General features: G+C 65.9%; 19 protein-coding genes, 1 tRNA gene and 1 pseudogene. 7 read left to right on the top strand and 14 right to left on the bottom strand.

The genetic code is table 11. The features are described 5' to 3' along the window. Positions 1-171 precede the first annotated feature (171 nt). A complete protein-coding gene (locus ABZS40_RS30900) occupies positions 172-1,836 on the top strand; it encodes a hypothetical protein (RefSeq protein WP_354947386.1) in 1,665 nt (554 codons plus the stop codon). A gap of 1,275 nt (positions 1,837-3,111) precedes the next feature. Here ABZS40_RS30900 and ABZS40_RS30895 read toward each other — a convergent pair. The 5 genes and pseudogenes from ABZS40_RS30895 to ABZS40_RS30875 all read right to left on the bottom strand — a co-directional run. Further along, a pseudogene (locus tag ABZS40_RS30895) lies at positions 3,112-3,384 on the bottom strand (IS30 family transposase); the annotation flags it as partial. Positions 3,385-3,523: 139 nt separating this feature from the next. Then, positions 3,524-5,104, bottom strand: coding sequence for a multicopper oxidase domain-containing protein (locus tag ABZS40_RS30890; RefSeq protein ID WP_354947384.1), 1,581 nt, complete (start codon positions 5,102-5,104; stop codon positions 3,524-3,526). Further along, positions 5,101-5,517 (bottom strand): hypothetical protein, encoded by a 417-nt coding sequence (locus ABZS40_RS30885; protein ID WP_354947382.1) that lies wholly within the window; start codon positions 5,515-5,517, stop codon positions 5,101-5,103. The genes ABZS40_RS30890 and ABZS40_RS30885 overlap by 4 nt, the downstream gene beginning before the upstream one ends. Beyond that, entirely contained in the window at positions 5,514-5,801 is a 288-nt protein-coding gene (locus ABZS40_RS30880) for an antibiotic biosynthesis monooxygenase (protein ID WP_354947380.1), read from the bottom strand. Before ABZS40_RS30880 ends, ABZS40_RS30885 begins: the two co-directional genes overlap by 4 nt. A gap of 65 nt (positions 5,802-5,866) precedes the next feature. Then, on the bottom strand, positions 5,867-6,586 hold the full coding sequence (locus ABZS40_RS30875) for a DUF3159 domain-containing protein (RefSeq protein WP_354947378.1): 720 nt from the start codon (positions 6,584-6,586) through the stop codon (positions 5,867-5,869). A gap of 65 nt (positions 6,587-6,651) precedes the next feature. Between ABZS40_RS30875 and ABZS40_RS30870 the strand changes: the two genes are divergently transcribed. The 4 genes from ABZS40_RS30870 (at position 6,652) to ABZS40_RS30855 (ending at position 10,307) form a co-directional block, all read left to right on the top strand. Continuing rightward, positions 6,652-7,143 carry a MarR family transcriptional regulator gene (locus ABZS40_RS30870; protein WP_354947376.1) on the top strand — a complete coding sequence of 164 codons (492 nt, stop codon included), beginning with the start codon at positions 6,652-6,654 and terminating at the stop codon, positions 7,141-7,143. A gap of 94 nt (positions 7,144-7,237) precedes the next feature. Continuing rightward, a complete protein-coding gene (locus tag ABZS40_RS30865; protein ID WP_354947374.1) occupies positions 7,238-8,485 on the top strand; it encodes an NAD(P)/FAD-dependent oxidoreductase in 1,248 nt (415 codons plus the stop codon). Between the two features lie 485 nt (positions 8,486-8,970). Further along, on the top strand, positions 8,971-9,363 hold the full coding sequence (locus ABZS40_RS30860) for a hypothetical protein (protein ID WP_354947372.1): 393 nt from the start codon (positions 8,971-8,973) through the stop codon (positions 9,361-9,363). 92 nt (positions 9,364-9,455) lie between these two features. Then, positions 9,456-10,307 (top strand): ATP-grasp domain-containing protein, encoded by an 852-nt coding sequence (locus tag ABZS40_RS30855; RefSeq protein ID WP_354947370.1) that lies wholly within the window; start codon positions 9,456-9,458, stop codon positions 10,305-10,307. A 136-nt stretch (positions 10,308-10,443) separates the two neighbouring features. On the opposite strand, the gene ABZS40_RS30850 is transcribed toward ABZS40_RS30855, so the two are convergent. The 4 genes from ABZS40_RS30850 to ABZS40_RS30835 form a co-directional block, all read right to left on the bottom strand. Next, positions 10,444-10,812 (bottom strand): hypothetical protein, encoded by a 369-nt coding sequence (locus tag ABZS40_RS30850; RefSeq protein ID WP_354947368.1) that lies wholly within the window; start codon positions 10,810-10,812, stop codon positions 10,444-10,446. Positions 10,813-11,456: 644 nt separating this feature from the next. Beyond that, the gene (locus ABZS40_RS30845; RefSeq protein ID WP_354947366.1) at positions 11,457-12,299 is read right to left on the bottom strand and encodes a tyrosine-type recombinase/integrase; all 843 of its coding nucleotides are present in this window, start codon (positions 12,297-12,299) and stop codon (positions 11,457-11,459) included. Between the two features lie 914 nt (positions 12,300-13,213). Continuing rightward, positions 13,214-13,714 carry a hypothetical protein gene (locus ABZS40_RS30840; protein WP_354947364.1) on the bottom strand — a complete coding sequence of 167 codons (501 nt, stop codon included), beginning with the start codon at positions 13,712-13,714 and terminating at the stop codon, positions 13,214-13,216. Between the two features lie 85 nt (positions 13,715-13,799). Beyond that, positions 13,800-20,027, bottom strand: coding sequence for a LamG-like jellyroll fold domain-containing protein (locus tag ABZS40_RS30835; protein WP_354947362.1), 6,228 nt, complete (start codon positions 20,025-20,027; stop codon positions 13,800-13,802). Between ABZS40_RS30835 and ABZS40_RS30830 the strand changes: the two genes are divergently transcribed. After that, entirely contained in the window at positions 20,012-20,593 is a 582-nt protein-coding gene (locus ABZS40_RS30830; RefSeq protein ID WP_354947360.1) for a PhnD/SsuA/transferrin family substrate-binding protein, read from the top strand. The two genes, ABZS40_RS30835 and ABZS40_RS30830, sit on opposite strands and share 16 nt — an antisense overlap. Further along, positions 20,590-21,762, top strand: a complete 1,173-nt coding sequence (locus ABZS40_RS30825) for a ferritin-like domain-containing protein (protein ID WP_354947358.1) — start codon at positions 20,590-20,592, stop codon at positions 21,760-21,762. The genes ABZS40_RS30830 and ABZS40_RS30825 overlap by 4 nt, the downstream gene beginning before the upstream one ends. Before the next feature lie 272 nt (positions 21,763-22,034). Here ABZS40_RS30825 and ABZS40_RS30820 read toward each other — a convergent pair whose 3' ends face one another. From ABZS40_RS30820 to cmk, 5 genes are all read right to left on the bottom strand, one after another. Then, entirely contained in the window at positions 22,035-22,784 is a 750-nt protein-coding gene (locus tag ABZS40_RS30820; protein WP_354947357.1) for a hypothetical protein, read from the bottom strand. Continuing rightward, positions 22,781-23,281: a SigE family RNA polymerase sigma factor gene (locus tag ABZS40_RS30815; RefSeq protein ID WP_354947355.1), complete on the bottom strand. Its 501-nt coding sequence runs from the start codon at positions 23,279-23,281 to the stop codon at positions 22,781-22,783. The genes ABZS40_RS30820 and ABZS40_RS30815 overlap by 4 nt, the downstream gene beginning before the upstream one ends. 699 nt (positions 23,282-23,980) lie before the next feature. Then, positions 23,981-24,054: transfer RNA gene (locus ABZS40_RS30810), tRNA-Pro, on the bottom strand. Between the two features lie 211 nt (positions 24,055-24,265). Beyond that, a complete protein-coding gene (der, locus tag ABZS40_RS30805) occupies positions 24,266-25,672 on the bottom strand; it encodes a ribosome biogenesis GTPase Der (protein WP_354947353.1) in 1,407 nt (468 codons plus the stop codon). A 76-nt stretch (positions 25,673-25,748) separates the two neighbouring features. Next, positions 25,749-26,429 carry a (d)CMP kinase gene (gene cmk, locus ABZS40_RS30800; protein ID WP_354947351.1) on the bottom strand — a complete coding sequence of 227 codons (681 nt, stop codon included), beginning with the start codon at positions 26,427-26,429 and terminating at the stop codon, positions 25,749-25,751. Positions 26,430-26,541: the final 112 nt, after the last annotated feature.

The following is a 26,541-nucleotide window of genomic DNA, read 5'->3' as shown; positions in this document are numbered from 1 at the left end:
CAGGTAGAGCCACCGGCAGTAGGCCCCACATCAGCCGTCACTCTCAGCGAGCGTGGACAAACCGGCCGACTCGCGCGCGCCAGTCAAGGCACGAGGGACTGGCTGACACGGGGGGCCCATCGGCGGGAACTGAGCATCGCGGGCCTCGGTTCAGTGCTCCTCGCTGTCGCGATGATCTGGCTGATTCCGCCGTACGCGATTCGCGTGATGACTGCCGGCGCCAAGACTGTGCCGATCGCCGACCCGGCCCACACCATCGTCGGTGACGCGGGTGACCCGACGGCCCAAGCATGGCTGGTGGGATGGGGTGGCCACGCTCTCACCCACGGTCTGCGTGGCCTGTGGGACACCAACGCTTTTTATCCCGACAAGTACGGCCTAGCCCTGAACGACACCCTGCTCGGCTATGCCCCGGCAGGGCTGATCGGCAGCGGTGTAGTCGGCGCCGTGCTGCGCTACAACATCTTGTTCGTGCTGGCTTTCGCGCTCGCCTTCCTCGGAGGCTACGCGCTCCTGCGCCAGCTTGGCGCGAACAAGGTCGCCGCCGCGGTAGCCGGGGCCGCCCTCGCCTACGCGCCCTGGCGCTACGGCCACGATGGCCATTTGAATATTCTCTCCACCGGTGGTATCACTCTGGCCCTGGCGATGCTGGCGCGCGGCCACGGACTCTCGTTCACCCGCGGCTACCTTGCCGAACGAGTCCGGCCGAGCTGGGCGTTCGCTGGCTGGCTGGTCGCGGCCTGGCAGGTCAGCCTTGGCTTCGGCGTGGGGCTGGGATTCGTATACGTCCTCGCCGCCCTCTGCCTGATCACACTGATAGCCTGGCTGATCCACCGCCCACGCCTTAGCCGCCGGCTGATCGTCGGTGATCTGATCGGCGGGCTGGTCTTCACCGCGGTGACCGGATACTTCGCATACGCGTACCAACACGTGCGCGAGCTCAACCCACATGTCACCCGGGACTGGGACTACGTCGCCTTTTTCTCCCCGACACTGCGCGGACTTCTCGTGGCTCCGCAGTCCTCGCTGCCCTGGGGCAACCTACACAACGACGCCCGCACCGCTCTTGGTGGCGCACCGACTGAGAAAGTGCTGCTGTGCGGGTATGCACTGTATCTACTGGCCTTCGCCGGCCTGTTCCTATCCCGCTGGTCACCGGTGCAACGGCTCCTGCTGCTGTTTGGGGCGGTCGTCGGAGTGTTGTTCGCGCTGGGCACGAACGGGCCGATCTACCGCCTGCTCTATCTTTACGTGCCCGGGTTCGATGGATCCCGTACACCGGGCCGGTTGATCTTGTGGCCCACTCTCTGCCTGGCCATCCTCGCGGCCGGCCTGGTTACCCACCTGGCCGAGGTGGCTCGCAGGCACGCCAAGCCGAAATGGTCGGTGGAAGCGGCACGGATACTGACCGTTCCGTTGCTGGTCCTCGTGCTAGCTGAGGGCCTGCCTGACCTGAACCACCCCCAAACCCCAGCCAAACCGGCCGCGATGGCGCTAGCCTCCGCGCACGCTCCGATCATGGTGTTGCCGTCCGACGACGGCATCGACCTCAACGTCCTACTTTGGTCGACCGACGGTTTTCCCGCCATGGTCAACGGTGCGGCCAGCTACACCACACCCAACCGTCAGGCGATCCGCGACGTTATGGCGACCTTCCCCAGCGAGCCGGCCTTGGATCGGTTGCACCAACTCGGCATCCGCAGCGTCGTCCTGCTGCGCAACCGGGTCCAAGGCACCCCATACGAACCACTGCTTAACGTGACCGACGTACCCGGCATCACCCGCCACGACGTCGAGTCAGACGTGGTTTACACCATCGACACCAACACGAAGTGATGTAAGGCGTGTCCTCGGGATACGGGAATCGTTCTGTCTGGACGTGAGGAGGGTGAGCAGCCGCCGTGGATCGTCTCGGACGAACTCTGGCCGAGGTCAAACCGCTGCTGCCACCCCGACCACCACGCCGGCCGGTTCCCCGGCCGCAAGCCCTTCGATGCAGCGACAGCCGACAACATCTGCAGCGCTTGACGCGCAATCAAGAGCAGAACTGCCGCTCCATCCAGGACGCAGATGAAGCGGCAGGTCAAAGCGTTGTGCAGCAGGCACGTTGACGGCCAACCATCCACGCCGTTACCGCCAACAAAGATCATCCGTTACCGGATGTTACCGCCGACACCTGGAAGGATCTTCATCCTTCCAGGTCAACCGGTCGGGACGGCCGGATTCGAACCGACGACCCCTTGTTACCGACAGTAGTCGGACCAAGCTTGTCATTGCCTGCCGAACATGGTCGCTGAGCTGCAGAGACACCGCCAGGCACTCATCGCTTCTTGTCACCCTTCGTCAACGATTGGACGGGGTTTTCGGGGGGTAAACGGGGGGCCCTCACAGAATCCCGCCAGGTCTGACCGCCCCCGCTAGCCCTGCCTCCGTGCCGCGCCCGCCTCAGGGCATGCGTACTGACCGAACCTGTGGCAGCCCTTCCTCAGCCAGTACAACCGTCACCGGGACCTCACGCGACGGGGGCCGCTCGATGCTGTCCCGCAACGACCGGTGCACCAGGCACTCGCACGACGGACTCAGCGGATCCGTACACCGGGCAAGAGCAGGCTTCAACCGTTGAACCCCGTCAACGGCGACCGGCCACGACCAGTCCATGTCCCACGGCTCCTCCCAGGGCTGGTGGAAACAATCATGATCGAAGTGCACGAGGAGGCCCGCCTCACACAAGGGACATGCGGACAGGCTGCTCCAGCGGTAGTTGACCTGGTGCCCGGGAGTACCGTGCGGCAGGCCCCAACTGCCGATACGAACAACGGTGCGGTGGTCCGCCCGGCAGGCGATACAGGTGCGCATGGCTAACCGTCCTCCGACATCAGGCGGCAGTCACTGTAGAGATCGACGCAATCACGGCCACCGTCCACCAGCAGCGCACAGCGCGTCAAGGGAGGTAAGACATCGACGCGACCAACACCGACACGAGCACCAGTAGCGGGCGAACGTAAAGATGCCTACCCCGTCCGGGATGATGGCGCCTCTCTTGTCAACCCGCGGGCAGCAGAGAGGTCTCCGTGTCTTTGATCATGATGCGGTAGACGACGTCAGGCGGGCTCAACCGGTGGTTGCAACACCGAGGACTTGGGCCACCTTCTCACCGGGGGTGGCCCAGCCCAGAGTCATGCGGGGACGGTCGTTGAGTTCGTCGGCGACGTGGTCGAGGCCGGCTTGGTCGATGGTGGTGAAGTCGAATTGGCCTTTGGGGAAATACTGGCGTAGCAGCCCGTTGGTGTTCTCGTTGCTGCCGCGTTGCCAGGGACTGTGCGGGTCGCAGAAGTAGACCGGGCAGTCGGTGGCGATGGTGAAGTCACGGTGCCGGGCCATCTCGACGTTGTTCGTCGGCTGGTTGTGCCGTGGCACCTCTCGGTGGTGTCGGCTTGATGGGTGCGTGAAAGCGCTGCTGTGTGAGCGGAGAGGCGTCTTGTTGGTTCAGTTCGATCGTCTGGACGGATTGTTGTGGGTTGGCTCAGGTGACGACGAGGTTGGCCATCATGGCCATGTCTTCGTGTTCGAGGTTGTGGCAGTGGAATACGTATTTGCCTCGGTAGCCGTCGAAGTGGATGAGGATTTTGGTTTGTTCGCCGGGGCGTAGGTCGATGGTGTCTTTCCAGCCGGCGTCGAACGGACCTGGACCTCCACTGCCCCGAGCCAGGACTTGGAAGGGGCTGAGGTGGATGTGGACGGGGTGGTGGAAGTCGGCGTTCAGTTGCCAGATTTCGGTGCTGCCGAGGCGAACGTGTGCGGCGACGGAGTCGGGGCTGAACGGGGCTTGGGAGATGAGCCAGCCGTCGTGGTCGTTGACGTCACCGGCCCGAAAGTCGAACTTGCGGGTGGCGACCGCGTCGGCTGGCCGCAGAACCGGGATGGCGGATAGTCGATCCGGGACTTTGAATGTCTGCGGCCGGCCTTCGCCGACGACGAATCGCATGACCTGTCCCATCGCTGCAGTGCCGAAGTCGTTGACCAGGGTGACTTCGGCGCCCGGGGCGTAGTGGGAGAAGTCGACGAGTACGTCGAAGCGTTGGGCGGGGGCCAGTTCGAGGTGATCGTGTCGGGTGGGTTCGGCGAGGAGCCCGCCGTCGGTGCCGATCTGGGTGATGGCGGACGGAGCCGCCGGGTCAAGGCGCAGTGACAGTCGTCGGGCGTTGCAGGCGTTGAGCAGGCGTATCCGGTAGGTGCCCCGGTCGACCGGCGCGATGGGCCAGGGTGTGCCGTTGACGAGCATGACGTCACCGAGGACGCCAGCGACGTAGTCGCCGTGAACTCCGTGTTGGTTGACCAGGGTGGGGTCGAGGCTGGGGTAGAGCAGCGATCCGTCGGTGTCGAAGCTGCGGTCGGTGATCATCAGTGGCAGCTCATGCTCGTTGTCCGGCAGGCGAAGATCTGCTTCTTCGTCGTCGTGGTGCAGGTGGAAGCCGGCGAGTCCTCGCCAGACGCTGGGACCGGTGAAGTCCATGCGGTGGTCGTGGTACCACAGGGTTGCTGCCCGCTGCTGGAGCGGGAAGGTATAGGTCCGCTCACCCTGTCGGGTGTCGCCGCCGGTGACCATTTCGTGGCCGCTGCCCGTCTGTTGATGGCGATGGTGCCGGGTGTAGTAGCTCATGTCGGTCGGGTAGACGTAGTCGGTCGGGTAGCCGTCGCTGTCCTGTGGTGTCCGTCCGCCGTGCAGGTGGACGACGGTGGGTAGCGGCAGGTTGTTGGTGTGCCGGACTTTGACGGTGCGGCCTCGTCTGCTGCGGATGGTGGGCCCGGGAAAAGAGCCGTTGTAGGCCCACAACTCGGTCGACAGCCCAGGCAGGATCGTGGCCCTCTCGACGCTTTGCGCGATGTCGTAGTAGTCGGTGGTCGCGTCGGAGCGGGTCGGGCGTAGTACGGGCGGGAAGGTGAGCCGCCGTCGGAATGGCGGTGGGAGCGGTGCGCGGCTGGGCAGGACCTTTCCGGTGGAACTGGCGCCGGCGATGCCTCTGACGAAGGGGACGCCGATTCCGGCGGCGGCGACCCCGGCTGCGGCGATGCCGAGAAAGGTTCTGCGGCTGATGGTGCTCATCGGGTCTTCCTCCACGCAGCGGCGGTGAGGGCGATCAGCAGCACGATGATGGTGACGCCCAGGGGGATGTGCACGGCCAGGATCAGTTGGTAGCCGAGCCAGGTCTGCAGTGCGGTCAGGACGAACAGCACGATCGACGCGGGCAGCGGCCAGCGTGGGCCCGCCCCGGCGCGGCGCCACACGGTCGCGGTGACGACGCTGGCCGCGAGCGCCGCGACGGTAAAGGTGGCTGTGTCCCGATGCAGGTGCAGTGCCCCGTAGCTGCCGGACAGGAACTGGCCGGCGAAAACGGCCTGGTCGAAGGCCAGAACCGCAGCGGTGGTGATGGTGAGCCGGAACAGCCAGATCGGCCACCGCCGCCTCGACGACGTGGGTTGGGACTGCGGGGATGGTGTGGTTCGCGTGGTCGTCACGATGCGTCAAATGCCAGGGTGTGGTGGGAACGGATGACCTGCACGTCGGCGAGCAGACGAGAAGCCGCCATGCTGGAACGGCCGCCAGGGCTGGCCAGCATTGCCGCCAGGGCGTCGTCGTCGCGCCAGCGTGCGTGGTGGATGACATGTCGCCCGTCGTCGGATCGGCTCAGTGTCGAACCGAGGGATCCGGGCGTGTGCTCCAGGACGTCGTGGCCGTTGGCGGTCAGCAGCGCGTGCAGCTGGTCCCGGTGTTGTTCGGTTACGGTGAAGACGCTCGTCACGGTCAGCTCGGCGCTCGCGGCTGCGGGATTGCCTGGTCGGCCGGCCGGGCGCTCGGTGGGGGCGGTCATCGCTGAGCTGCCAGGGTCTTGCGGACGGCGACGATCGTGACCGCGGCGAGGGTGGCGAAGACCGGTCCCGTGGCCGCGTGGGCGACGGCGAGCACGATGGTGTCGCCCCGGTCGTAGAAGATCACCTGCACGGTGGCGTTGATGACGTTGACACCGATCGCCGCACTGGTGGCGGCCAGGTGGACGCGGCGCAGCGCGGCGTTGCGGTACCAATCGCGCGGGCCGCCGGTGACCCGGTTGAGCAGCAGTCCTGTCAACGGGCGGCAAGCGATGATGCTGGCCAGGCACGCCATGATCACGGCGAACGGGATCAGCGTCGGCACCAGGAAGAAGCCCCGCGCCTCGCCGGTAACCGCGGCGACCAGCGCGCACACCGCCACCACCAGGATGCCGATCAGTGCCGACCTCGGCGACTGCCGGCGCGCCAGCCGGTAGCCCAGGCCGGCGAGAGCGGTCACGGCAGCGGCGATGATCGCCGGGTACAGGGAGGCAACGACATTCGCCGCGACAAACACTAGGCCTGGGGCCGCGGCCACGAGGATCCCGACCCAGCGCTCAGGGTCACTCCAGGTTTGCCTGATCGCCGCCCATCCTGACTCCGGTCCCTGGTGGCGGCCCTGCTGCGGGCCAGGTTGGAGTCGTGGTTCGGGGTTGCGGCTGGCGTCGTACTCGGGCATTCGATCGCCGATCGTCAGGGTGGCTCGTTGGTTGCTCATGACCAACATGGTTGCATGTGAAACGGTTTCTTGCCAACCTGTGTCTCGTGAGATAGTGTTCGGGCGTGCCTAACGAACAAGCCTTCGCCGACCAGTCAGCTACGTCCGGCACTCCGGAAAACCCGGAGGAGGGGTCGCCCTTTGCGATCGGGCTACTGCTGCGTCAGGCGCACGACCGCGTAGCGGCGGCGATGGACGATGCTTTGGCGCCGTTCGGCATCGAGCGGCGCCACTTGATGGTGATGATGCGGCTGCACGCCTCGGGGCCGCTCAGCCAACGTGACCTCGTCGCGCACACTAACCACGACAAAGCCTCGATCGTCCGGATTGTCGACGACCTCGAACGACTCGATCTCGCTTCACGCCAGCTGGTGCCCGGTGATCGGCGGCTGCGGGCCGTCACCCTGACCGAGCACGGGCGTGAGGTCTTCGCCCAGGCCCACCAGGCTGCCGAACCCGCGGCCTCGGCCGCAACGGCTCCCCTCACTGCTGCGCAGGCCCAGCAACTCCAGCGGCTCCTGCGCACGATGGTCGCCCCCGTGAACCCACCCGCCTGATACTCCGGGGGCTCACCGCACCGCCCGTCTCGGGGCGCCGGGTGTCGGCCGGCGGGCTCTACCGCCAGCTCGCTGGCACGAAAGGCAGCACCTCATGCGCGTTCTCATCACCGGCGCGGGCCTCGGCGGCCTGGCTCTCCTGCACGGACTACGAAGCGCGGGAATCGACGCCCGAGTGTTCGAACGATCGGCACACCGAGCACAGCAACCGGCCAGCTACGGGATCCACCTCAACGCCGACGGCCTTCGCGCCCTGCACGCCTGCCTCCCCGCCGAGAACTGGAAGATGATCGACGCGGCCGGAACTCCCGTACCGATGATCATCCGGTTCCACGACCCCCGCCGCGGCGTCCTGGCCACCATCGACAAGAGGTTCCCCGCAGACACCACCGACCCGATCACCAAACGCCGCGCGATCAGCCGCGGCAAGCTCCACGAAGCCCTCCTGCACAACACCCGCACCGACGATGCGGAACCACTCGTGCACTGGGACAAGAAGTTCACCCACTATGAGTTGCACAGCGACGGCGTCCGGGCGTACTTCGCCGACGGCTCCCACGCCGACGGCGACATCCTCATCGGTGCCGACGGCAGCAACTCCCAGGTACGCCACCAACGTCTCCCCAGCCTGCAACGTCAGGAACTCGGCATCATCAACATCGCCGGCCGCGTCCCCCTGGCAGGGACCGTCGCCGCCGCCCTACCAGCCGACCTCGCCGACGGCGGCATCAACAACGTCGTCCCCGCCCGCAACGGGTGGATGTTCCTCTCCACCTGGCCCACCGGCGATCCCGACAACACCGACGTCAGCAACGGCGCCGCCGAGTACGTCGTCTGGGCCTGGGCCGGATCGGAAAACTCATACCCGCAGGGAATGAAAGACCTCGACGGGATCCAGCTCAAGCGACTCGTCACCGAACGCGTCCACGACTGGGCAGCACCGCTACGGACCCTGGTCGACGCCACGGACGCCGCGACCATCACCACCGTGCCGCTACGGACCATGCCCCAGCTCCCCGAGTGGGCACCCTCGCGAGTCACACTCCTCGGCGACGCCATCCACAACATGACACCCATGGCTGGCATCGGCGCCAACACCGCCCTGCGCGACGCTGATCACCTCCGCCGAGCCCTCAGCACCAGCACCGACCCGGTAAGCGGCATCGGCGTCTACGAAACCGCCATGCGGCACTACGCCAACCAGGCCCTAGCCCTCTCCACCCGAAACGCGACCAACGCCGCCCTTGCCACACCAACGAACCGGGCCACATTCCGTGCGCTTCTCCGAGCGAGCGCCGCCATCCCCGCCCTACGACGCAAAATCTTCGGCCCGTCGATCTAATCAACCAGACACGGTTCTGTCTCTGCGGCGGATGACGTACATCGTGCCGATGCCGTCTGTCCCAGAGCATGCTCGTTCGTCACCCTCCGCACACTCAACTCGGCTACCGGAAGCCGCGCGGCGTTTCAGTTGCCATCCAGGGGGGCCTCGGCCGCCGTCACCGCGAAACCGGTGTGCGGGTCGTCGGCGCGTGTGGAGCGCTGGCCCCAGTGGGCCCGCACGAGTGGCCTGCCGAGCGACGCTTCCGTAGGGGCCGCCGCCGCAGCCGCGCCCCCGGCAATTCGGACCATTCTGATGTCCGACGGTGCCAGCAGATCTGGTGTCACCGCGCGTTGGGCAGGCCGGCCTCCGAGCGTAGTGTGCCCGGCGCCAAGGAAGGTGTGTCCGCACATGCCGGCGCGCTGCGTGTACGCCACTAGGCCAGGGCCGGCCTCGGCGGTTACGCTGCGCCGGTGGCAGAGTTGCCGGGGACGTGGAGCGTTCCAGTGGTGCGGGCGGACTTCACCGATGACGCCGACTGGAACCGGATCAGGGAGTGGATCGCGGAGCCTACCGAGGAGGGCTTCGGCGCGGACGTAGATTTCGTTGAGGACCGCGCGTTGAACGGCCTGGACGAAGGGACGATCGTGGCCGGCTACCCACCGAGCTACCCGCACGAGTACCGGCACCCGGTGCTGTTCGTGATCGACGCTGTCGCTGTGTCCACGCCAGACCAACCCGTGCTGGTCATCAACCTCAACGCCGGGGTCGACGCGCGACCGTTCCGGGCACTGCCGCAGCAGGTGCAGGCGATCCAGAACAACCTATCGCTTGCGAAAATGGACTACATCGAGTTTGCGACTTCAGCGGGCGCGGATGGTGTCTTCCGAGGTTTCTGACTCAAGATCAGGAACACTCTCATGCCGCGTCCCGGGCGGCGGCCCGCGATAACAGTTCGAGGTCGAATGGCCGTCTGGGGCAGGATGTAGGCGTGATCTTGTTGGTTCCCGCGGACCCTCTTCGGCCGCGCCACCCGGACGAGCATTTTGCCGCGGAGGCGCGGGCTGCGCGTGCTGCCGGGCTGGACGTGGCGGTGATCGACCACGACGCGTTGGCGCGGGGCGGAGATGTGCGCCGTGCGGTCGCCTCGGTCTCGAGCAGCGGTATGGCCGTGTACCGCGGCTGGATGCTGCGTAGCGAGCAGTACGCCATGTTCGCTGAGGTGCTCGCTGAACGTGGTGTGGTGTTGCGGACTGGTGCTGAGCAGTACCGGCGGGCACATGAGTTGCCTGGCTGGTATGCCGCTCTAGCTTCCGTGACCCCGCTATCGGTGTGGACCACGGGCTCCGAGCGGGCGGACTTCGACCGCGCGCGTGCCGAGCTGGGCGCTGGACCAGCGGTGTTGCGTGACTACAGCAAGTCGATGAAGCACTACTGGGACTCGGCCGCGTTCATTCCCGAGCTCGAGGACGGCGCGGCCGCGTGGAGCGTGGCGAGGCGCTTTTTGGAATTGCGTGACGACGACTTCGTGGGCGGGCTCGTGCTGCGGCGCTTCGAGCGATTCGCCTCGACCGAGGTACGGACGTGGTGGATCGACGGTGTATGCGTTCTGATCGGAGCGCATCCCGACAGCCCAAACGGTTCGGTGCCGGTCGAGGTCAACCTTGCCCCGGTCGCACCGTTGGTCGGCGGGCTCGGCCTGCCTTTCGTCACCGTGGACCTCGCTCTGCGCACGGACGGCCTGTGGCGGGTCATCGAACTCGGCGACGGGCAGGTAAGTGACCGACCAGAAACCATCGAACCTCAAACGATGATCGAGGTCCTGCTTGCCCAGGCCCGCTGATCGGCGTTACTGGGCACCTGACATTCCGCTCTCACCGCCGACCGAGCGCCACGCTCCGCCGCATCTGGTGGGTCCGCAACGGAACAGGTCGGTCACGTCCCGTGACGTGGTGTAAGCGTGAGTCTCTGCTCCTTGTTCAGTGTTCGGGTCGAGTTGGCGTTTGGCCAGTCATGAGTTGGTGAGCGTCGGCTGCGGCGTGGGTGACTTCGTGCCATCGGGGGTGGGTGAGGTAGTCGTCGTCGGCTGCGGTGGGTCCGAGTTCGTCGAGGATGGCTGACAGGGGTTTGAGTGTTGCGGTGATCGCGTCGGCCTCGTTGGCCCTGCTGAGGATGGTGCCGATGTCGCTGCTGGGTGAGCGTTGGTCCCAGAAGGTGTCGTCGATGAGCCAGTGCACGGCTTCGGTCAGGCCGGGCCATGACGTCGGGGTGTGCGGGCGGAGGGTCGCGAGGACCGCCAGGGCGGTGATGATGTCGGCTCTGCGGTCGGGCCAGGCGATGGTGGTCATGCGGCTGCCAGTTCGGTTGTCGCGACGGTGGGGGCGGGCGTGGTGATCAATGCCATGGTGCCTTCGGCGAGGTAGCGGCGATCGCCGGTCTCGAACGGTCGCCGAACCGTCCCACCGCCAGCATCTGCTCGTAGATCGCAAACTCGTCTGTCACAAGCCGATGTTCATGCAGTTCAGCAGAAGACTCACGGTAAGGGTCTCAGCTCGATGGCCTACTGGTATGGAGCGTCCGGTAGTCGCGCGCACTGACACCAGACCGTACCGGCTGCGGCCAGTCCGGTAGGGCAAGTTCGTCGCCTGCAAGCCGGCTGTTAGGCAACGCCACCGATTGGAACATCGACCGGGACTGAAGGCGTCGGGAAGGTGGATGAGCCGATCAGCGAGAGATCGGCTCATCCGAGGCAGCTCTGTACGACAAGACGTACCGGGATCTGCACCGGAGCCAGTACGCCGAAACCAGCCCTGACTCGACTTAGACCCGACGAGGACAACGCGGTCGGCCGAGCCGGCACTCGGATCGGCCGACCGCGTCTACACCCCTTCCCCGATGCCCAGTTGCACCTGGATCTCCTGGGCGCGTTCGGCCGCCGCGCTGGCGCCGTAGTGCCAGGGCATGTCCTCAAAGGTCCAGCCCAACAGCAGCATCAGGTCGCCGGTGTCCCGCCGGCACGCTTCCACTCGTGGGCGAAGTTGTGCCGCCAGCGGTGGGCGTGCACGTTCGCCACGCCAGCGGCGAGGCCCAACCGCTTCAGACGAATCTTGATGCCGTTGGCCGCCAACCTCCGGCCGCCACGGTCGGCGAGCCACAGATCCGGCAGCTCCGAACCCTTGTGCTTGCCCCGCGCCCGTAGGTAGCGGCTGATGGCCCGTGCCGTCTTCGGCCCAAATCGGACCCGGCGGTCCTTGGCACCCTTGCCGTGGTAGTGCACCGACTCCGTGTTCAGGTCGACGTCATCGAGCAGGAGGTTGCCGACCTCCGACAGACGCGCTCCGGTGTTGTAGTACAGGCGGATGATCGGCTCGTCGCGCAGGTGCGGAAAGGTCTTGCCCTTGCAGGCGTCCAGGAGCTTCTTCGTGTCCTGGTCCCGGATGATCGGGATCAGCTTCTGTGGCGTCTTGGGCTGCCGGACCCGATCCATCGGAGAGCGGTCGATGTCCTCCTCCGCCAGCAACCACTTGAAGAACTGCTGCAGACCCTTGTGCTTGTTCAACGCGGTCGACGCGGACCGGGTCTCGATCATCCACGCCTGAAACACCTCCGCATGCCCCCGGGTCACCTCCGTCGGGTCCTCCGCGGCGTCGGCGGCATCAGGGTCCGGCGAATGCTCGGCCAGGTAACGGGCCAGCTGCGCGGCGGCGAGGAGGTAGTTGTACCGGGTCGTCTCCGGGTAGTTGCCCGCCCGCAGCGTCCGGTCCCAGTCGCGCAGGTACCCCGCCCAGGTCAAGGACAGGTCGGTGGTGAGCTTGGTGAGGTCCAGAAGAGCCATGTCGGTCACCCGTCGAGTCAAGGGGTCGATAAGCGGCGTACTCGACCTCGACGAACCACCGTGAACACGAAAAAGAGGGTTTCCACAGGCTCTGACCTGTGGAAACCCTCTCGCTGTCGGGACGGCCGGATTCGAACCGACGACCCCTTGACCCCCAGTTTTACAACGATTCTGTCACGGTATGCCAGAACCGATTGATACGTCCGCAGATGCGGACAGAACGACAGCCCTTCGTGTCGCCCGCTGCTGCCTGATGCCAATCACTCTGCGGCTGCAGGCCTCGATCCGTCACCGGAATCGTTACGGCGACCGGTCAAGAACCCGTCCTGACATCGGGTCCAGGTAGCTCTTTTGTGGAAGGCACCCCTTGTAAGCATCCTAGGACAAGCTCTCTGCTTTCTCCCCTGCTCTTCGCGCAGCGGGATCCAACGCTGCAGAGGCGCAAGGGTTCGGGCGCCCCTGTTCGCCGTGCACGGTGTCGGGATAGTCCCTGACGGCGAACAGTGCTGGCAGCCCTGATCCTGCCGGCGAGGCAACGACGGTCTACTTCCCGCCCACCCAGGGGATTCGTCGAAGGGATCACCCGCCCCCCACCTTCATATCTGACCCACACACGCGCCTTCACCCAGCAGCCAAGGTATCGACATCACGGTGGATGGACCCCGATCCCTGCCCCGTCCAGCACCCAACAGTGCACGGAGGATCTGTCGCATCTACGGGCGATGATGGTGTGGTGACTCAGGCTTGCAGTTCGCTGCCCGGCCCACCTGCACGTTCGTCCTCGGCTCGATGGCGATCCGGCGAAACACGAACATCTCGATTACGAAGAAATCTACCGCCAGGTCCCGCCAAAAAGACCCGTGAAGCCCCCGGGGAGGACCAGCGAAATGAAACGCCCCTGCGAGCACCCCTTGTCATCTTGCCTGGTACTCGGCAATTAATTCTTCCTGAAATCGTATGACTTTACGGCACATGTCATTATTCTCTTGCATTTCAACCGTTACTCTACCGGTCAGCTGTGAAAGCAGTATCGACTCGTAGCATGCCGACAGAATCTCAAGCGCGACGTCAGCATCCATCGTCTCGGCGATACCCCCAACAAGGCGAGTCAACGCCATCAAAAACGGCCCAACCCCCGGTCGAATGGGCACGCTGGGAAGTGAATCGAGGCTCAGGTAGAAATCACTAACGAGACCGCTCTCCAGCCTCCACAGCGGCGAAGCTGAGCGACATGAGGCGAGCGTCGAATCAAATAGACTCGCAGTCGCCGGTGGAAAGTATTCCACGAAGGGAGGATCGAAGAGCAGAACTGTGCCCTCGACGCCCCTGACCGAGAGTTCGCACAGTTCGGACCTGGTCATATGACTGAGCTCAGCAGCATAGCCCTCGATGATGTTGTCCCACAGCAAGAGCATCGGTTCCTCAATCGTCAGCCGATTCAATGTCACTGGATCCCGTGGGGCGACGATCCTCGGGCCACGGGATCCAGTGAGGGCCAGTCTACCTTCGCTGGTGGTACAGCTGAATATTCGTATAGTCGTTGCCTCGCGCAGCGCAGTTTTGTCTAGTTGGCCCACAAGCTGGCCGAGATGCGGAAATGATCCCGTCAGCAATCTCATCGCCCTCATCGATTGCATTAAAGAGGATCTGTTCAGCATCCGTATCAATCTGCGGATTGAGATCGGTAGCAAATACTCGCCTGTACCCCAGGTTGGCAGCCAAAGCACGCAGCGCGCGATTCGTACCATTCTGGTTTACCGCGTACACGAGGTCACCTCCCAGTTGCCCGGTGGCTACCGTCGCGCCCCGATCGGCCCGCGTTCCGACGCCGTACGTATCGTGCAATGCCCTCGCATCATCGGCCAACCTTTGTGGGCTTACCGTCGCAGTAGAGGGCGTGCCATCACTGACGAGTTCGCAGGCATTGTTGTTGTGTACGAGGACCGGTGTAGTGCCGGCGATCACATAGTACGTGTGGATGTCGGCGACGGTGAGGTCGCGCATCTCGGCGTCGCCGCCGAGGTTCTGAACCTCGACCACGCTGACCTGCGCTCCAGGTCCCCCGCCACCCATGCCGGCACCGGTGCCGTCACCCTCAAGTCGCTTGTCGTCGTGCACGAGCAGGCGGTGGCCGACCTTCAGGTCGGCCGCGTCCACCCACTTGCGGTCGGTGGCGTCCCAGAACGGGTGATGCTGCGTGGTCTTCAGCACCGTCGACTTGCCCGAGTTGGCGTCCCGCACCGTGATGTTCGTGAGGTCTCGGTCCTGGTTGACGTGCAGAGCGGTGACCTTCTTGGCCGCAGTCTCCTCAGCCTCGGGGTCGGTCGCCGCCACCTTGTCGCCCAGTGCGATGTCCTTGATCGCCTTGGTGCTGCCGTCGGCCATGAGGACCCGGGTGGCCGGATCGAAGCTATGCCGCTGAGTCCTACAACCCGAGGCGGCCTGTCGTCCCTCGCCGGCCTGTGGCCGGCTCGGCCCAGCGCTTCTGCCGCTCTTGCCGCCGAGCGCCCGACTGGCGCCACCGCCGGCGAGCTTCGTCGCACCTCCGGTCAACCTGCTCACCCCGGCCGAGAGACCGCCGTCCAGGCCGCCCTCGAGCATTGTGCTGGCCAGGTTGCCCAGTGAGAACTTCTCATCTCCGCGCGCCACGTCGACCATGTATCCGGCGCCAGCGGACATCGCTCCAGCGGCGGCACCAGCCAGGATCAGACACCCGACGCCGGTGGCGCACAGGGCGGCCACTGCGACTGTTGCTGCGATGCCCACGGCCACCGTCGCCGCGAACTTCCACGGATCCTTCTTGATCGCTTCGACTGTTGATTTGAGGTTGGTGACGGCGGCTTTTGCCGCCTTCTTCGCAGTCTCCTTCACGCACTTGCTCACGCCGCCGGAGACGCATTTCTTGGCCGCGTGATAGGCGTCCTTGACCTTTTGGGCCTTCTTCTTCGCCCAGCGGACCGTGGTGTCCTTGACGACGTGGGCGGCCTTTTTCAGGTTGTTCTTGACGTTGCGTGCCGTCTTCTTTACGTCCTGCCACGCCTTCCCGGAGCGGACGTAGTTGAATGCCTGGTAGGAGCTTTTCGCCAGGGTGGTAGCGGCGCGGTAGGTGGTCTGGATCGCCGCAACAGGGTTGGTGACCAAAGAAACGGTGCTGCGGAAGGCCTTCTTGAGGCTCGAGAGGCCCCAGTGTCCTGTCGGGTCCGTGGTCGTCAGCGGGTTGGCGTCGCCGTACTGGAAGCGGTTGGCGTTGACCGAGTCGGGCACCGGGTTGTTGGACGCGGTGTCCCGGGTGTCGAACTGACCGGTATCCGGGTTGTACCACCGAGCGAGCATGTTGATCCGCCCGGTCAGGTTGTCAGTCCATTCCGACTGGTAACCGAGGCTGCCGAGCAGACCGGACGAGGCGACGACGGCACCGAGCGGGTCATAGGTGGTCGACCCGGAGAGGGTGGTGCCGGTGGCGGTGAATTGGCCAACGACGTCGTCGTGCTGGTCCGTCCACGCGTACCGAGAGCCTGTCCCTGTGCCGGAGCCGGTCGCGAGCAGCGAACCATCCGGGCCACGGGTATAGGTCGCCCCGCTGTCCTGGGCCAGGTCGTTGTCGAGACCTGTGTACCGGAAACCCGGCACGACGGCGCGACCAAGCGCGTCGTACGAGTAGCTGCGGGTGCCGCCCGTGGACTGCTGGGACTTCACCTGGCCGAAGGCGTCCGCAGTGGTGGCGAACGAACCCGCCGCGGAACTGGTCTGGCGCAAGGTTCCTCGCGCGGTGTACGAGTACGTCACGCCACCGCTCTGCGTCGCGAGCTGGTTGCGTGCGTCGTAGGTGAAGACCTTCCCGCCGGCCTGGGTCCGGTTCCCCGCGCCGTCGTACGTGTAGCCGATGGTGGTGGTGCCGTTGTTCCAGGTCGACAGCCGGTCGGCGAGGTCGTAGGTATAGGTGTTAAAGCTGGACCCGGCGAAGCCAGTGGTGACCTTTGAGGTCTCGTTGTTGTTGTTGTCGTAGCCGTAGGTGATCGAGCCTAGGGTGGTGGTACCGGCGGCATTTTTCAGTGTGTCGGACTTCAGCCGGTGCATCGCGTCGTATCCGAAGCTCCGCACGTTGCCGGAGTTGTAACTGATCGACGAGGCCTGCGACATGTTGTTGTAGCCGACCACGAGGTTGACGCCTGTGGTGGTATTGGCCGCCGTCCGGAATCGGCCGGCGTTGTCGTAGGTGTAGCTGCTGCTGCCGGCGGCGTCCGTGCGCGACGCCATCCTCCCGTCCTTGTTGTAGGTAAACGAGGACGAGTCGCCGGGACCGGTGATGGACAACGGCAGGCCACGGTCGTCGTACGAGACGGTGTTCGTGCCCGCAGGAACCCCGAGGCCTGTCACCCGCCCGGCGTCGTCGTAGTCGAAGGTCCGGTCGGCCGTGGTGGCCTCGGCACCGGTGCCGGCCTGTCGGGTCAGTCGGCCGGCGTCGTCATAGCTGTTGCTGGTGCGTACCCCGCCAGGAGCAATTTGGTCGACGACCCGAGCGGCCTTGTCGTAGGTCGTGGTGAAGGTGCGGTCGGCCAGGTTCGGGTGGCCCGGGGTGGAGGGTTCGATTCGTGATTCGGGCAGGCCCCAGGGGTTGTAGGTGGTCCAGAACTGGTTGCCCCGGCCGTCGGTGAAGCGCGTCTGGTTACCGGCGGCGTCGTATCCGAAGCTGGTCGTGATCGCGGTGGTGGCGGTGACCGGCTGACTCTGGCTCGTCAGACGGTTCACTGCGTCGTACCCGAAGGTGGTGGTGGTCGTGCGGCCGTCCGTCGACGACGTCAGGTTGCCGTTGTCGTCGTAGCCCTTTGATCGGGTGACGAGCACGGTTCCGGTGGCGTCCAGGTCCTGCTGCTGCGTGAGCCGGCCGAGCGGGTCGTACCTGGCGGTCTGCGCCGTAGCATCCGGCATGGTGATCCTGGTGGTGCGACCAAGTCCGTCGTACTGGTACTTGGTCTGGTTGTTCGCACCGTCGGTGGTGGTAAGTGGCGCGCCGGTGAAGTCGTAGGTGCTCGAGGTCTTCACGCCTGCCGCGGTGGTCACTGCCTGGGGCCACGGGCCCTGGCCGAGCGCGCCGGTGCCGTAGTCATAGTTAGTGGTGTTGGTCTCTCCGGTCTGGCGGACCACCTGGCTCGTGGTGAGCGGTCGGTCCATCAGGTCGTACGTTGACGTCTGCTTGGCGCCGGTGGGGTCGATCGACTCCAGGAACCGGCCGAGCTTGTCGTAGGTCGCCTGAGACACCTTGCCCCGCGGATCGGTGACCGCAATCCGATTGCCGAGGGAGTCGTAGTCGTAGCTTGTCGTCTTACCGTCGGCGCTGGTCACCGAGCGCACCTGATCGAGCTTGTCGTAGTCGGTGAGCACCGATGCCCCGGCGATTGGCGCACCGCCGGGCGGGGTGTAGTCCGGTGCGATGACCTCGGTGGGCCGGCCGAGAGCGTCCACTCGGGTACGGGTGACATTCGAGAGTGGGTCCTGCGTCTCGACCATCTCGCCGAACGTGTTGTAGCCGATCCGAGAGACCGGGACGACAGGCACACCAGCTGTGCCGAACACCTCGGCAGTCACCGACGGCTCCACCGTCTTCACCAACTGGCCAGCCTGGTCGTACTCGTAGCTGGTGGTCTTGCCCTTCGGGTCGGTGGTGGCGGTGGTGTTGCCCAGCTCGTCGATCGTGTAGTTGGTCGTCGGACCGGTGGTCGATCCCAATGCCTCACCGGTGCGGCCGTTGCCCCCGCCGTAGAGGGTGTTGATGTCGCCAGCGGACAGCGCTCGCGGGTAAAGCTGCACGTTGTCGATCGAACCGCTGAACTGGGTGCTGACACCATAAGGGAGGGTACCGCCACCGATGTTCGGCGACTGCGACGCAAAGGGGGAAGGGTTGGTGGCTCCGGTACCGGCAATGCCATTGACGTACAGGCTGAGGGTCTTGCCAACGGCATCGTAGACGCCGACCAGATGGACCCAAGTATTCGCGGCCAATGCTGTACTCGACGTAGCCGAGTAGCTGGTTGATGGGGTAGTCGAATCCGACGACGGCGTGCGGAAGGACCACTTGTTAAGGCCCTTGTTGTACTCAAGGAAGAACGCTGCGGTGTTCGCGCCTCGCTGCGTTAGAGCGGTCTGGTTTGCCAGGAAGTCCTTCGGTTTGACCCAGGCCGAGACCGAGTAAGACGCGGTGGTGTCGATGACGGGGGCGTTGACTTGGAGGCCCTTGCTGCCGTTGAAGGTAGCGAAGCCACCCCCCATGGTTACCTCGGTGCCGCCGCTTGCTTTCGAGGCGACCGCGGATGAGTCGTAGGCGACGTTGTACCCGTCGCTGAAGGTGGCCTCGTCCAGCTTGAACCAGGCGTTCGGCGCAACGGATGGGTCCGCGGCGATCCGTTCTGAGGTCATACGGCCGAGCGGGTCGTAGGTGCGGCTGGTCGATTGCAGCACCGTGGTCCCGCCCTTGTCGCTGGACCGGGTGGTAAGCACATGATCATCGGCGTCGAAGGTGAAGCTGGTGACACGGCCGGTCCCGTAGGCGTCGGTCGGCGCTCCGGTGCTGATCTGCACAACTCGGTTGGCGGGGTCACGACTGTACGCAGTTCGGGTTGCGCCGTTGTTGGTTTCCTGGCTCGACAACTCCCCGTCGGGCCGGTGGATGTTCTCCTCGAGCACGTAGGTGCGGGTGCCGTCGGTACGGGTGGCCCGTCGCAGCGTGCCGTCTCCGTTGTACGTGTAGTTCGTCGTGTAATTCATGGCGTCCGTGTCGGAGGCGAGATTGCCATCCGGGAAGTACGCCTTGAAACTGACCCTGGTGGTGGTTCCGTCGGCGCCGGTGACCGTCGTGACCAGGTCGTTGCCCTCGCCGTCGAAAGTCTTGCGTACCGCGTGCAGCACATCCCCCGAAGGGCAGGGGTTTCCGGGCACCGGAGAGCTGTCGCACGTTACCTCAGCAATGGTGTTGCCGTAGATGTCGTATTCGAGCAGGGTCGCCACGCCCGCGGGATTGACCGTCTTGATCATTCTACTGTGATCGTCGTAAAAGCTCTGGACCGCACGCTCCGCGTCGCCACCGGTCAGGTCCTGCACCCGGCGGCCCGTGACGTTGCCGTCGGGGTCGTAGTCAGTCGACGTTCGACCGGTGTGCACCGCGCCGGTGACCTGGTTCAGCACGGGGGGCTCGGTCTGCTCGACGACCTGGCCATCCGCGTCGTACCCCATGAAGGTGGTCAGGTCCCCCAGGGTTTCGGTCTTGACGGTCTTCGTGCTGACTCGACCCAGGCCGTCATGGGCGAACTCGGTCACCAGTCCTGCGCCATCAGTGATCCGCGCCAGATCGCCGGCGGAGTTGTACTCGTTGGTCTGGGTGGTGCCACCAGCGGACCTGGTTGTCACCGGCAGTCCGGCCGGCGTCGTGCCGCCACCAACCGCCGGCGTGGTCGCGCTGGTGTAGGTCACGGTGGTGGTCTTGCCAGTCGGGAAACCCGCGACGGGCGGAGTGGTGGTGCTCGTCCGGTTGCCGACGGTGTCGTACCCAAACCGGGTGAGGAACATCGGGTCTGTCGGGCTGTACGAGTTGGCCGTGCGGTACTCGATCAGTTGGTCATTGCGTGGATCCGGAGCAAGGTTGGTGCTGGTCGCGTCCGGATAGTAGTTGTAGTAGGCCGAGTCACACTTGATCGAAGTGATACACGCTGTCGTGCGGATTGTGTTGCCCCGCACGTCCCGGCCCGTCTCGGTCTTGTTCCGACCTCCGGGGACGGACGGTCGCGACCGGGGCAGTCGACTCACCCCAGGCGACGCTGCTGCCGCTGGAGCACCTTCGCCGTTACGGCTTGCAGCCCGGCACGGACTTCACAGTCCGCCGTTTCGACGTCGGTGTCGGCTTGCATGGCGACCACGTCGGCGGGGAACGTGACGCCGCTCGGGCACTGATCGCCGGCGAGGTCGACGCCGCCTGCGTGCTCGACGGCAACCACCTGCTCTTCACCAAGGAGGGCGTGCTGCCCTCCGGGAGCACCCGGCTGCTCACCACCACTGATCTCTACGACCACTGCAACATGACGGTCACCGGTATCGCCGACCCTTCCCTGTTGGCGCGGTTTGAAAAGCTGCTGCTGTCGATGTCGTACGCCGACCCGGCCATGCGCCCGCTGCTGGACCTGGAGGGACTTACCTCCTGGGAGCCTGGGCGTACGGACGGATACAACCTACTGGAATCGGCGGTCACCGCATCCGGCTTCTACGACGGGACGGGAAGGGTAACCGCGGACGAGTACTCGCCGTGAATTTGGACCTGGCCGGCCTGGCCTTCGACACCGGCGGCCGTCTGCTGGTACAGAAAACTCTGGCCGGTTTGGCGCCGGGTAGCACGATCACGGTCACCGGCCGCGACCCCTTCCTGACCCTGCACCTGAGGGCCTGGTGCCGGACGGCCGGCCACGGCGCGACCACCGGCGACGACGGCCGGGTCCAGGTCGTCAAGGGCCGCCAAGACGCCGACCGCTGGTCGCGCGCGGAACGGGCCGGCGAACCCGGCACGGTGACCCGCCGCCCGCCCGGGCACTGGGGGCTGGCCGCCCGCGGCGCGCTACTCGAAGCAGGCGGGCCCGAGCCGGCCTACGACCTGGCGGACCGGGACATCGTCTGGGCAGACCTGGCACCCCGGCTCTACGCTCACGCGGCCGCCGCGCAGTGGGACCCGGCGACCGTAGTCCCCTGGGACTCGCCGTTCACACTGCCGGCGGACATCGAGGCTGCGGTCGTGCAGATTATGACCTACCTGGTCGAGAACGAGCAGGCCGCCCTGGTGATCCCGGCTCGGCTGCTGACCCGCATCCACCCGCACTTCCGTGAGGTGGTCGGGCTACTCGCGGTTCAGGCCGCCGACGAGGCCCGGCACGTCGACGTCTTCACCCGCCGGGCGCTGCACACCGGTGGTCGGATGGGCACCTCCTCGGCCGGCGGCCGGGCGTCCCTGGCTTCACTGCTGGCCGAGCCGGACTTCACCCTGGCCTCGTTCCTACTGTCAGTACTTGGCGAGGGCACTTTTGTGTACCTGCTCACCTTCCTCGATCGATACGCCCCCGACCCTGTCACCCAGACGGTCACCCGATTGGCCCGCGCCGACGAGGCCCGGCACGTGGCGTTCGGGGTGGCGCACCTCGAACACCAGTCGGCATCGGACCCGACAATGCTCGGCCGGCTGCGTGGCGCCATCGAACGGCGCCACGACGTACTCATCGACACCGCCGGCCTCAATCAGGATGTGTTCGACGCCCTGCTCCTGCTCGCGGCAGGCGATTGGACCCCCGAGGCACTCACTCGCGGCCACCTCGCCGTGCAGCAGTTGCAAGCCGACATGGATACCGGACGCAGACGCCACCTGTCCCGGCTGGGCTTCCCCGACGACGAAGCCGCCGAACTATCCGCCCTGCATACTCGCAACTTCATGTGAGACTCGGATGGCAAGGGGTAGGAAGCTCCGTTGACCGAAATTTCACGTTTGGGGGCTTAGCGGACACTACCCAGGGGCTGTTCGCCTGCGGCGGCAGGGTAGCGAAGGGGTACACAGGTCCGTCTGGGTCGGTCAAGATTTCGCGTTCTACCATAGGTGTCCACGCGCTCTCCGAGGGTGCTGAGGCTCGGGAGCGTTTCTCACCGACCTCGGCGTACACCCGAAGCCGTTCGGTGAGTCGTCTGCCGATTTCCATCCGATTGAGCCCTTCATTACTGAGGTAGGACGCCCGCAGCGACCGCCTTCAAGTCCGCAACCGGAACATTCCCGTTCCCACCGACGATGATCACCACACCGTCCGGTGTCGTGATCACCAGCTGGTGGGCTGTAACTTCGGAGCCCACGAATTTGGTGAGTTGGGCTTGGCCGGCCGAAAGATCGTATCTATCGATCACCTCGGTGCCCTTGATGGCCCAACCGGTCAACCATTCGGTGATCTGCGCCTGACCAGCCTTGGCGGTCGTCCGTTCTGGGCGCAGCACCGAGATGTCGAGCCAGTTGCTCCCGTTGGGCAGCACGTAGGTGCGCAGCGTCGTTGCGGCGGTTGGATGTTCGGACGGAGGCACGGAGCCGTCGTTGTGCAGGTGGTCCTTCGACACCGCGTAGCTAGCAGATCCGTTCCCGGGAACACCGACCCGGAGCCCGTCTGGCACGAAGGTGACACGGTAGCCATCCAGCGGCTGGTGGATCGGGTCCGCAGCTGCGGTCGGTGAGGCGGCGGCTGAATCCGTGGTCGAGCTAGGAGGAGATGCCACATGAGTGGGTCCTGTCAGCGTGACCACAAATGTACCGACGATCGCTGTCGCGGCCACTGCGCCGCCTGCTGCCACGACACGTAGCACCCGACGCCTACGTAGGCCTCGATGCACTCCGGCGATGAATGCGTCGGTGACTGGAAGAGCGAAGTCCTCCTTGTCCAGGATGCCAAGCTCGTCGGCGGGGTTTTCGGCCACCAGAATCACCCTTCTGCTGTCATGGTCGCGCGGAGGCTGGACATGCCTCGAGAAAGTTGGGATCGCACCGTCGCTGGAGTGCAGCCCAGCAGCTGGCCGATCTCCTCGTCCGACAGGTCTGCCAGGTACCGCAATGCAATCGCTGCCCGCTGCTTCGGCGGCAGGTTCGCGAGGACTTGGCGGATTGCAGCCGTCGAGTCCACCGCGGCCAGCCCGGCGTCCTCGCGCCCGGCTTCCGGGATCTTGTCAGTGGGCATTGGCTTGCGACGTCGTCGCTCGTTAAGGAAGAGATTGACCATGGTGCGCTGGGCATAGCCGACGGGATTGCCGTCCAAGCGCAGCCTTGACCAGGCGAGCCCGACGCGGATGAGGGTTTCCTGGGCGAGGTCCTCCGCGGCGCTCCGGTCCTGCGTCAGGACGTTGCCAAAACGCAGGAGCCCGGGTGCGCTCTGTCGTACGAACGCCTCGAAACCGGAACCGTCCGGTGGGAATGGCGACACCTTCACACTATGACTACACGGCGAGTCCCTAAAGATGTTGCATGGGTCCCTAATTCTCTTCAGAGGGTGGTTCTGGGGCGTATGTCAGTGTTGGTTTGACCGTGGGGGTAGAGGTCCTGCTCGTGGTGCCACGCGGGCGACGTCGGCGAGGCGAGAGTGAAAGGCCGGCCTCGGGCTCGGTCAGGACTTGGCGGGCGACCGGGCGTCTGAACTTGGCTGGGATACCTTCGGTGTCCTTCCGCCGCCCCCCGAGTCGCTGGGAGCTCCGCGACGACACCCCTAAGTAAGCCTTCCTCGCTCTCGCCTGCGTCATCACCTACCGGCGCCGATTCCAACACTGGCATGGGCGATTCCGCCCCGCCCCGCCGTCGTGCGGCGCGCTCCCGGCCAAGCGCCCGGGACCGCCGTTTCCTAGCCGGGGCGCCAGCTGCCGGAACAGCTCCCTGTCAACAGAAGAGCCCATAGCGGCGCAGTCGGATCACGCCGTGTTTGTCCGAAATCGCCTGCCGTTAAGAGGTCCAGCGGCGACAACATCCCGCCGACGCATCGCGCCTACCAGGTGATTCATAGCGGTGGCAACCAAGGCCGGCTCGCGGAACTACCCGAGTTAAGGGTTCCAGCAGCGCCTCACACGCCACCGCATCTAGACAAAACAACAAAAAGAAGGCTTCCGCAAGTCGCTGAACTGCGGAAACCTTCTCGCTGTCGGGACGGCCGGATTCGAACCGACGACCCCTTGACCCCCAGTCAAGTGCGCTACCAAGCTGCGCCACGTCCCGCCCCCGCGCGGTTTCCCCCGCGGCAGCCGGTACAGCTTAGCGCAGCAGCTCCAAGTCGTCCGCACAGGCCCCACCGGCGTCGCGAGGCAGCCGAACCACCCCACATAGAGCTACCGCACAACCCCTAAAGCATCCTAGGAGGATGGGGGTGGGCAGGGAAATGCCGGATGGGCAGGATCGCCCATCCGGCATTCGGCAGAACTGGACCGGGTCAGCCGTGCGCCTTGCCTCGGCCGCCGGGGCCGAGCTTCTTGCGCGGGCGGACCGAGATCTCGATCGGGCTGCCCTCGTACCCGAACTCCTCGCGGAGCTTGCGCTCGACGAAGCGCTGGTAGCCGGCGTCCAGCGGGCCGGTGGTGAAGAGCACGAACCGTGGCGGCGCCACACCCGCCTGCGTCGCGAACAGGATCCGCGGCGCCCGCCCACCACGCACCGGGTGCGGGGTGGCCTGCACCAGCGCGGTCAGCCACTGGTTGAGGTGCGCGGTCGGCACGCGGGTTTCCCAGCTGGCCAGCGCCTTGTTCAGGGCGGGGGCCAGCTTGTCCACGGCACGGCCGGTCATCGCCGACAGGTTCAGCCGGATCGCCCAGGGGATGCGGCGCAACTCCCGGTCGATCTCCTTGTCCAGGTAGTACCGGCGGTCGGCGTCGACCAGGTCCCACTTGTTGAACGCGATGACCAGCGCCCGGCCCGACTCGGTCACCATCGACAGGATCCGCTGGTCCTGCTCGCTGATCGGCTCGCTGGAGTCCAGCAGCACCACTGCCACCTCGGCGGCCTCGATCGCGCCGGCGGTACGGAGGCTGGCGTAGTACTCGGTGCCGCTGGCCTTGCCGACCCGCTTGCGCAGCCCGGCCGTGTCCACCAGCTGCCAGGTCTGACCACCGATCTCGACCAGGCTGTCCACCGGGTCCACTGTGGTGCCCGCCACCGAGTCGACGACCGCCCGCTCCTCGCCGGAGAACCGGTTGAGCAGGCTGGACTTGCCGACGTTCGGCCGCCCGACCAGCGCCACCCGGCGCGGTCCACGCGGACGGTTCTCCACGATCGCCGGTGCCTCCGGCAGCGCGGCGAGGATGGCGTCCAGCAGGTCGCCGGAGCCGCGTCCGTGCAGCGCGGAGACCGGGAACGGCTCACCGAGGCCGAGCGACCACAGCGAGGTGGCCTCCATCTCGATGGAGTTGTTGTCGGCCTTGTTGGCCACCAGGATCACCGGCTTGGCGCTGCGCCGCAGCATCTTCACCGCGGCCTCGTCCACGTCGGTGGAGCCCACCATCGCGTCGACAACGAAGAGCACCACGTCGGCGGTGACGACCGCCGTCTCGGCCTGCGCCGCGATGGCCGCGGCCCGGTCCTTCGCGTCCGGTTCCCAGCCGCCGGTGTCCACCACTGTGAACGCCCGGCCGTTCCACTGCGCGTCGTACGGAACCCGGTCCCGGGTCACACCAGGGACGTCCTCGACGACCGCCTGCCGGCGGCCGATGATCCGGTTGACAAGCGTCGACTTGCCCACGTTGGGGCGGCCGACAACGGCAACCACCGGCTGCGGGCCGCTCGGTTCCTCGACGACGACCTCGGGCTCCCGCAGCTCGACCCAGCCGGCCGAGTCGGCGCTCATGCCGCTCCTCCGCTTCGCTCCGGACCGTCATGAGACACAACCGCGCTGAGCCCGATGATTCGCTCGCTACGCTCGCTCATGCCACGCCCCGCTCGGTAAGCAGCTCGCGCAGCCGCGCCACGACCTCGTCGATGCCCAACTCGGTGGTGTCCAGCACCACCGCGTCGGGCGCCTGGGCCAGCGGGTTGACCTTGCGGGTCGAGTCGAGGCGGTCCCGCCGGGCCAGGTCGGCGGCGGTGGCCGCCACGTCCGCGGCGTCCTCGGCGCTGCGCCGGGCGGCACGGGCCGCCTCGGACGCGGTCAGGAAGACCTTCAGGTCGGCGTTCGGCGCCACGACCGAGCCAATGTCGCGACCCTCGACCACCATCCGGCCAGCATTGGCGATCATTTCGCGCTGCCGGGTGACGAGCAGCTCACGGACAGCCGGCACGGCGGCGACGGCGGAAACCGCGCCGGTCACCTCGGTGCCACGGATGTCCGCGTCCACGCCCACACCGTCGACGGTCACTGCGTACCCCTGCGGGTGGGTGCCGATGCGCAGGTTGACCTCGCCGGCGACCTTTGCCACCGACGCGGCGTCGGTGAGGTCTACGCCGGAGCGCAGCACGGCCCACGTGATCGCCCGGTACATCGCCCCGGTGTCCAGGTAGCGCGCACCGATGCTCGCGGCGAGCCGCCGCGACACGGTGGACTTACCCGAACCGGACGGCCCGTCCACAGCGACCACACATCGCCTGGCCCGTACGTTTTCCTCCACCGTGTCCTCCTCAGCCCGTACCTCACGGATCGCCCGGTGATCTGGCGCCGCAAGCGGTTGTCAATCGTCATCAATCATGCCCGGGGCCACTAGCGGACCCGCGCGCGACGCC

The organism is Micromonospora sp. NPDC005324, from assembly GCF_040607155.1.
Taxonomy (GTDB): Bacteria; Actinomycetota; Actinomycetes; order Mycobacteriales; family Micromonosporaceae; genus Micromonospora; species Micromonospora trifolii.
This window is presented reverse-complemented; position numbering and strand designations above follow the sequence as displayed.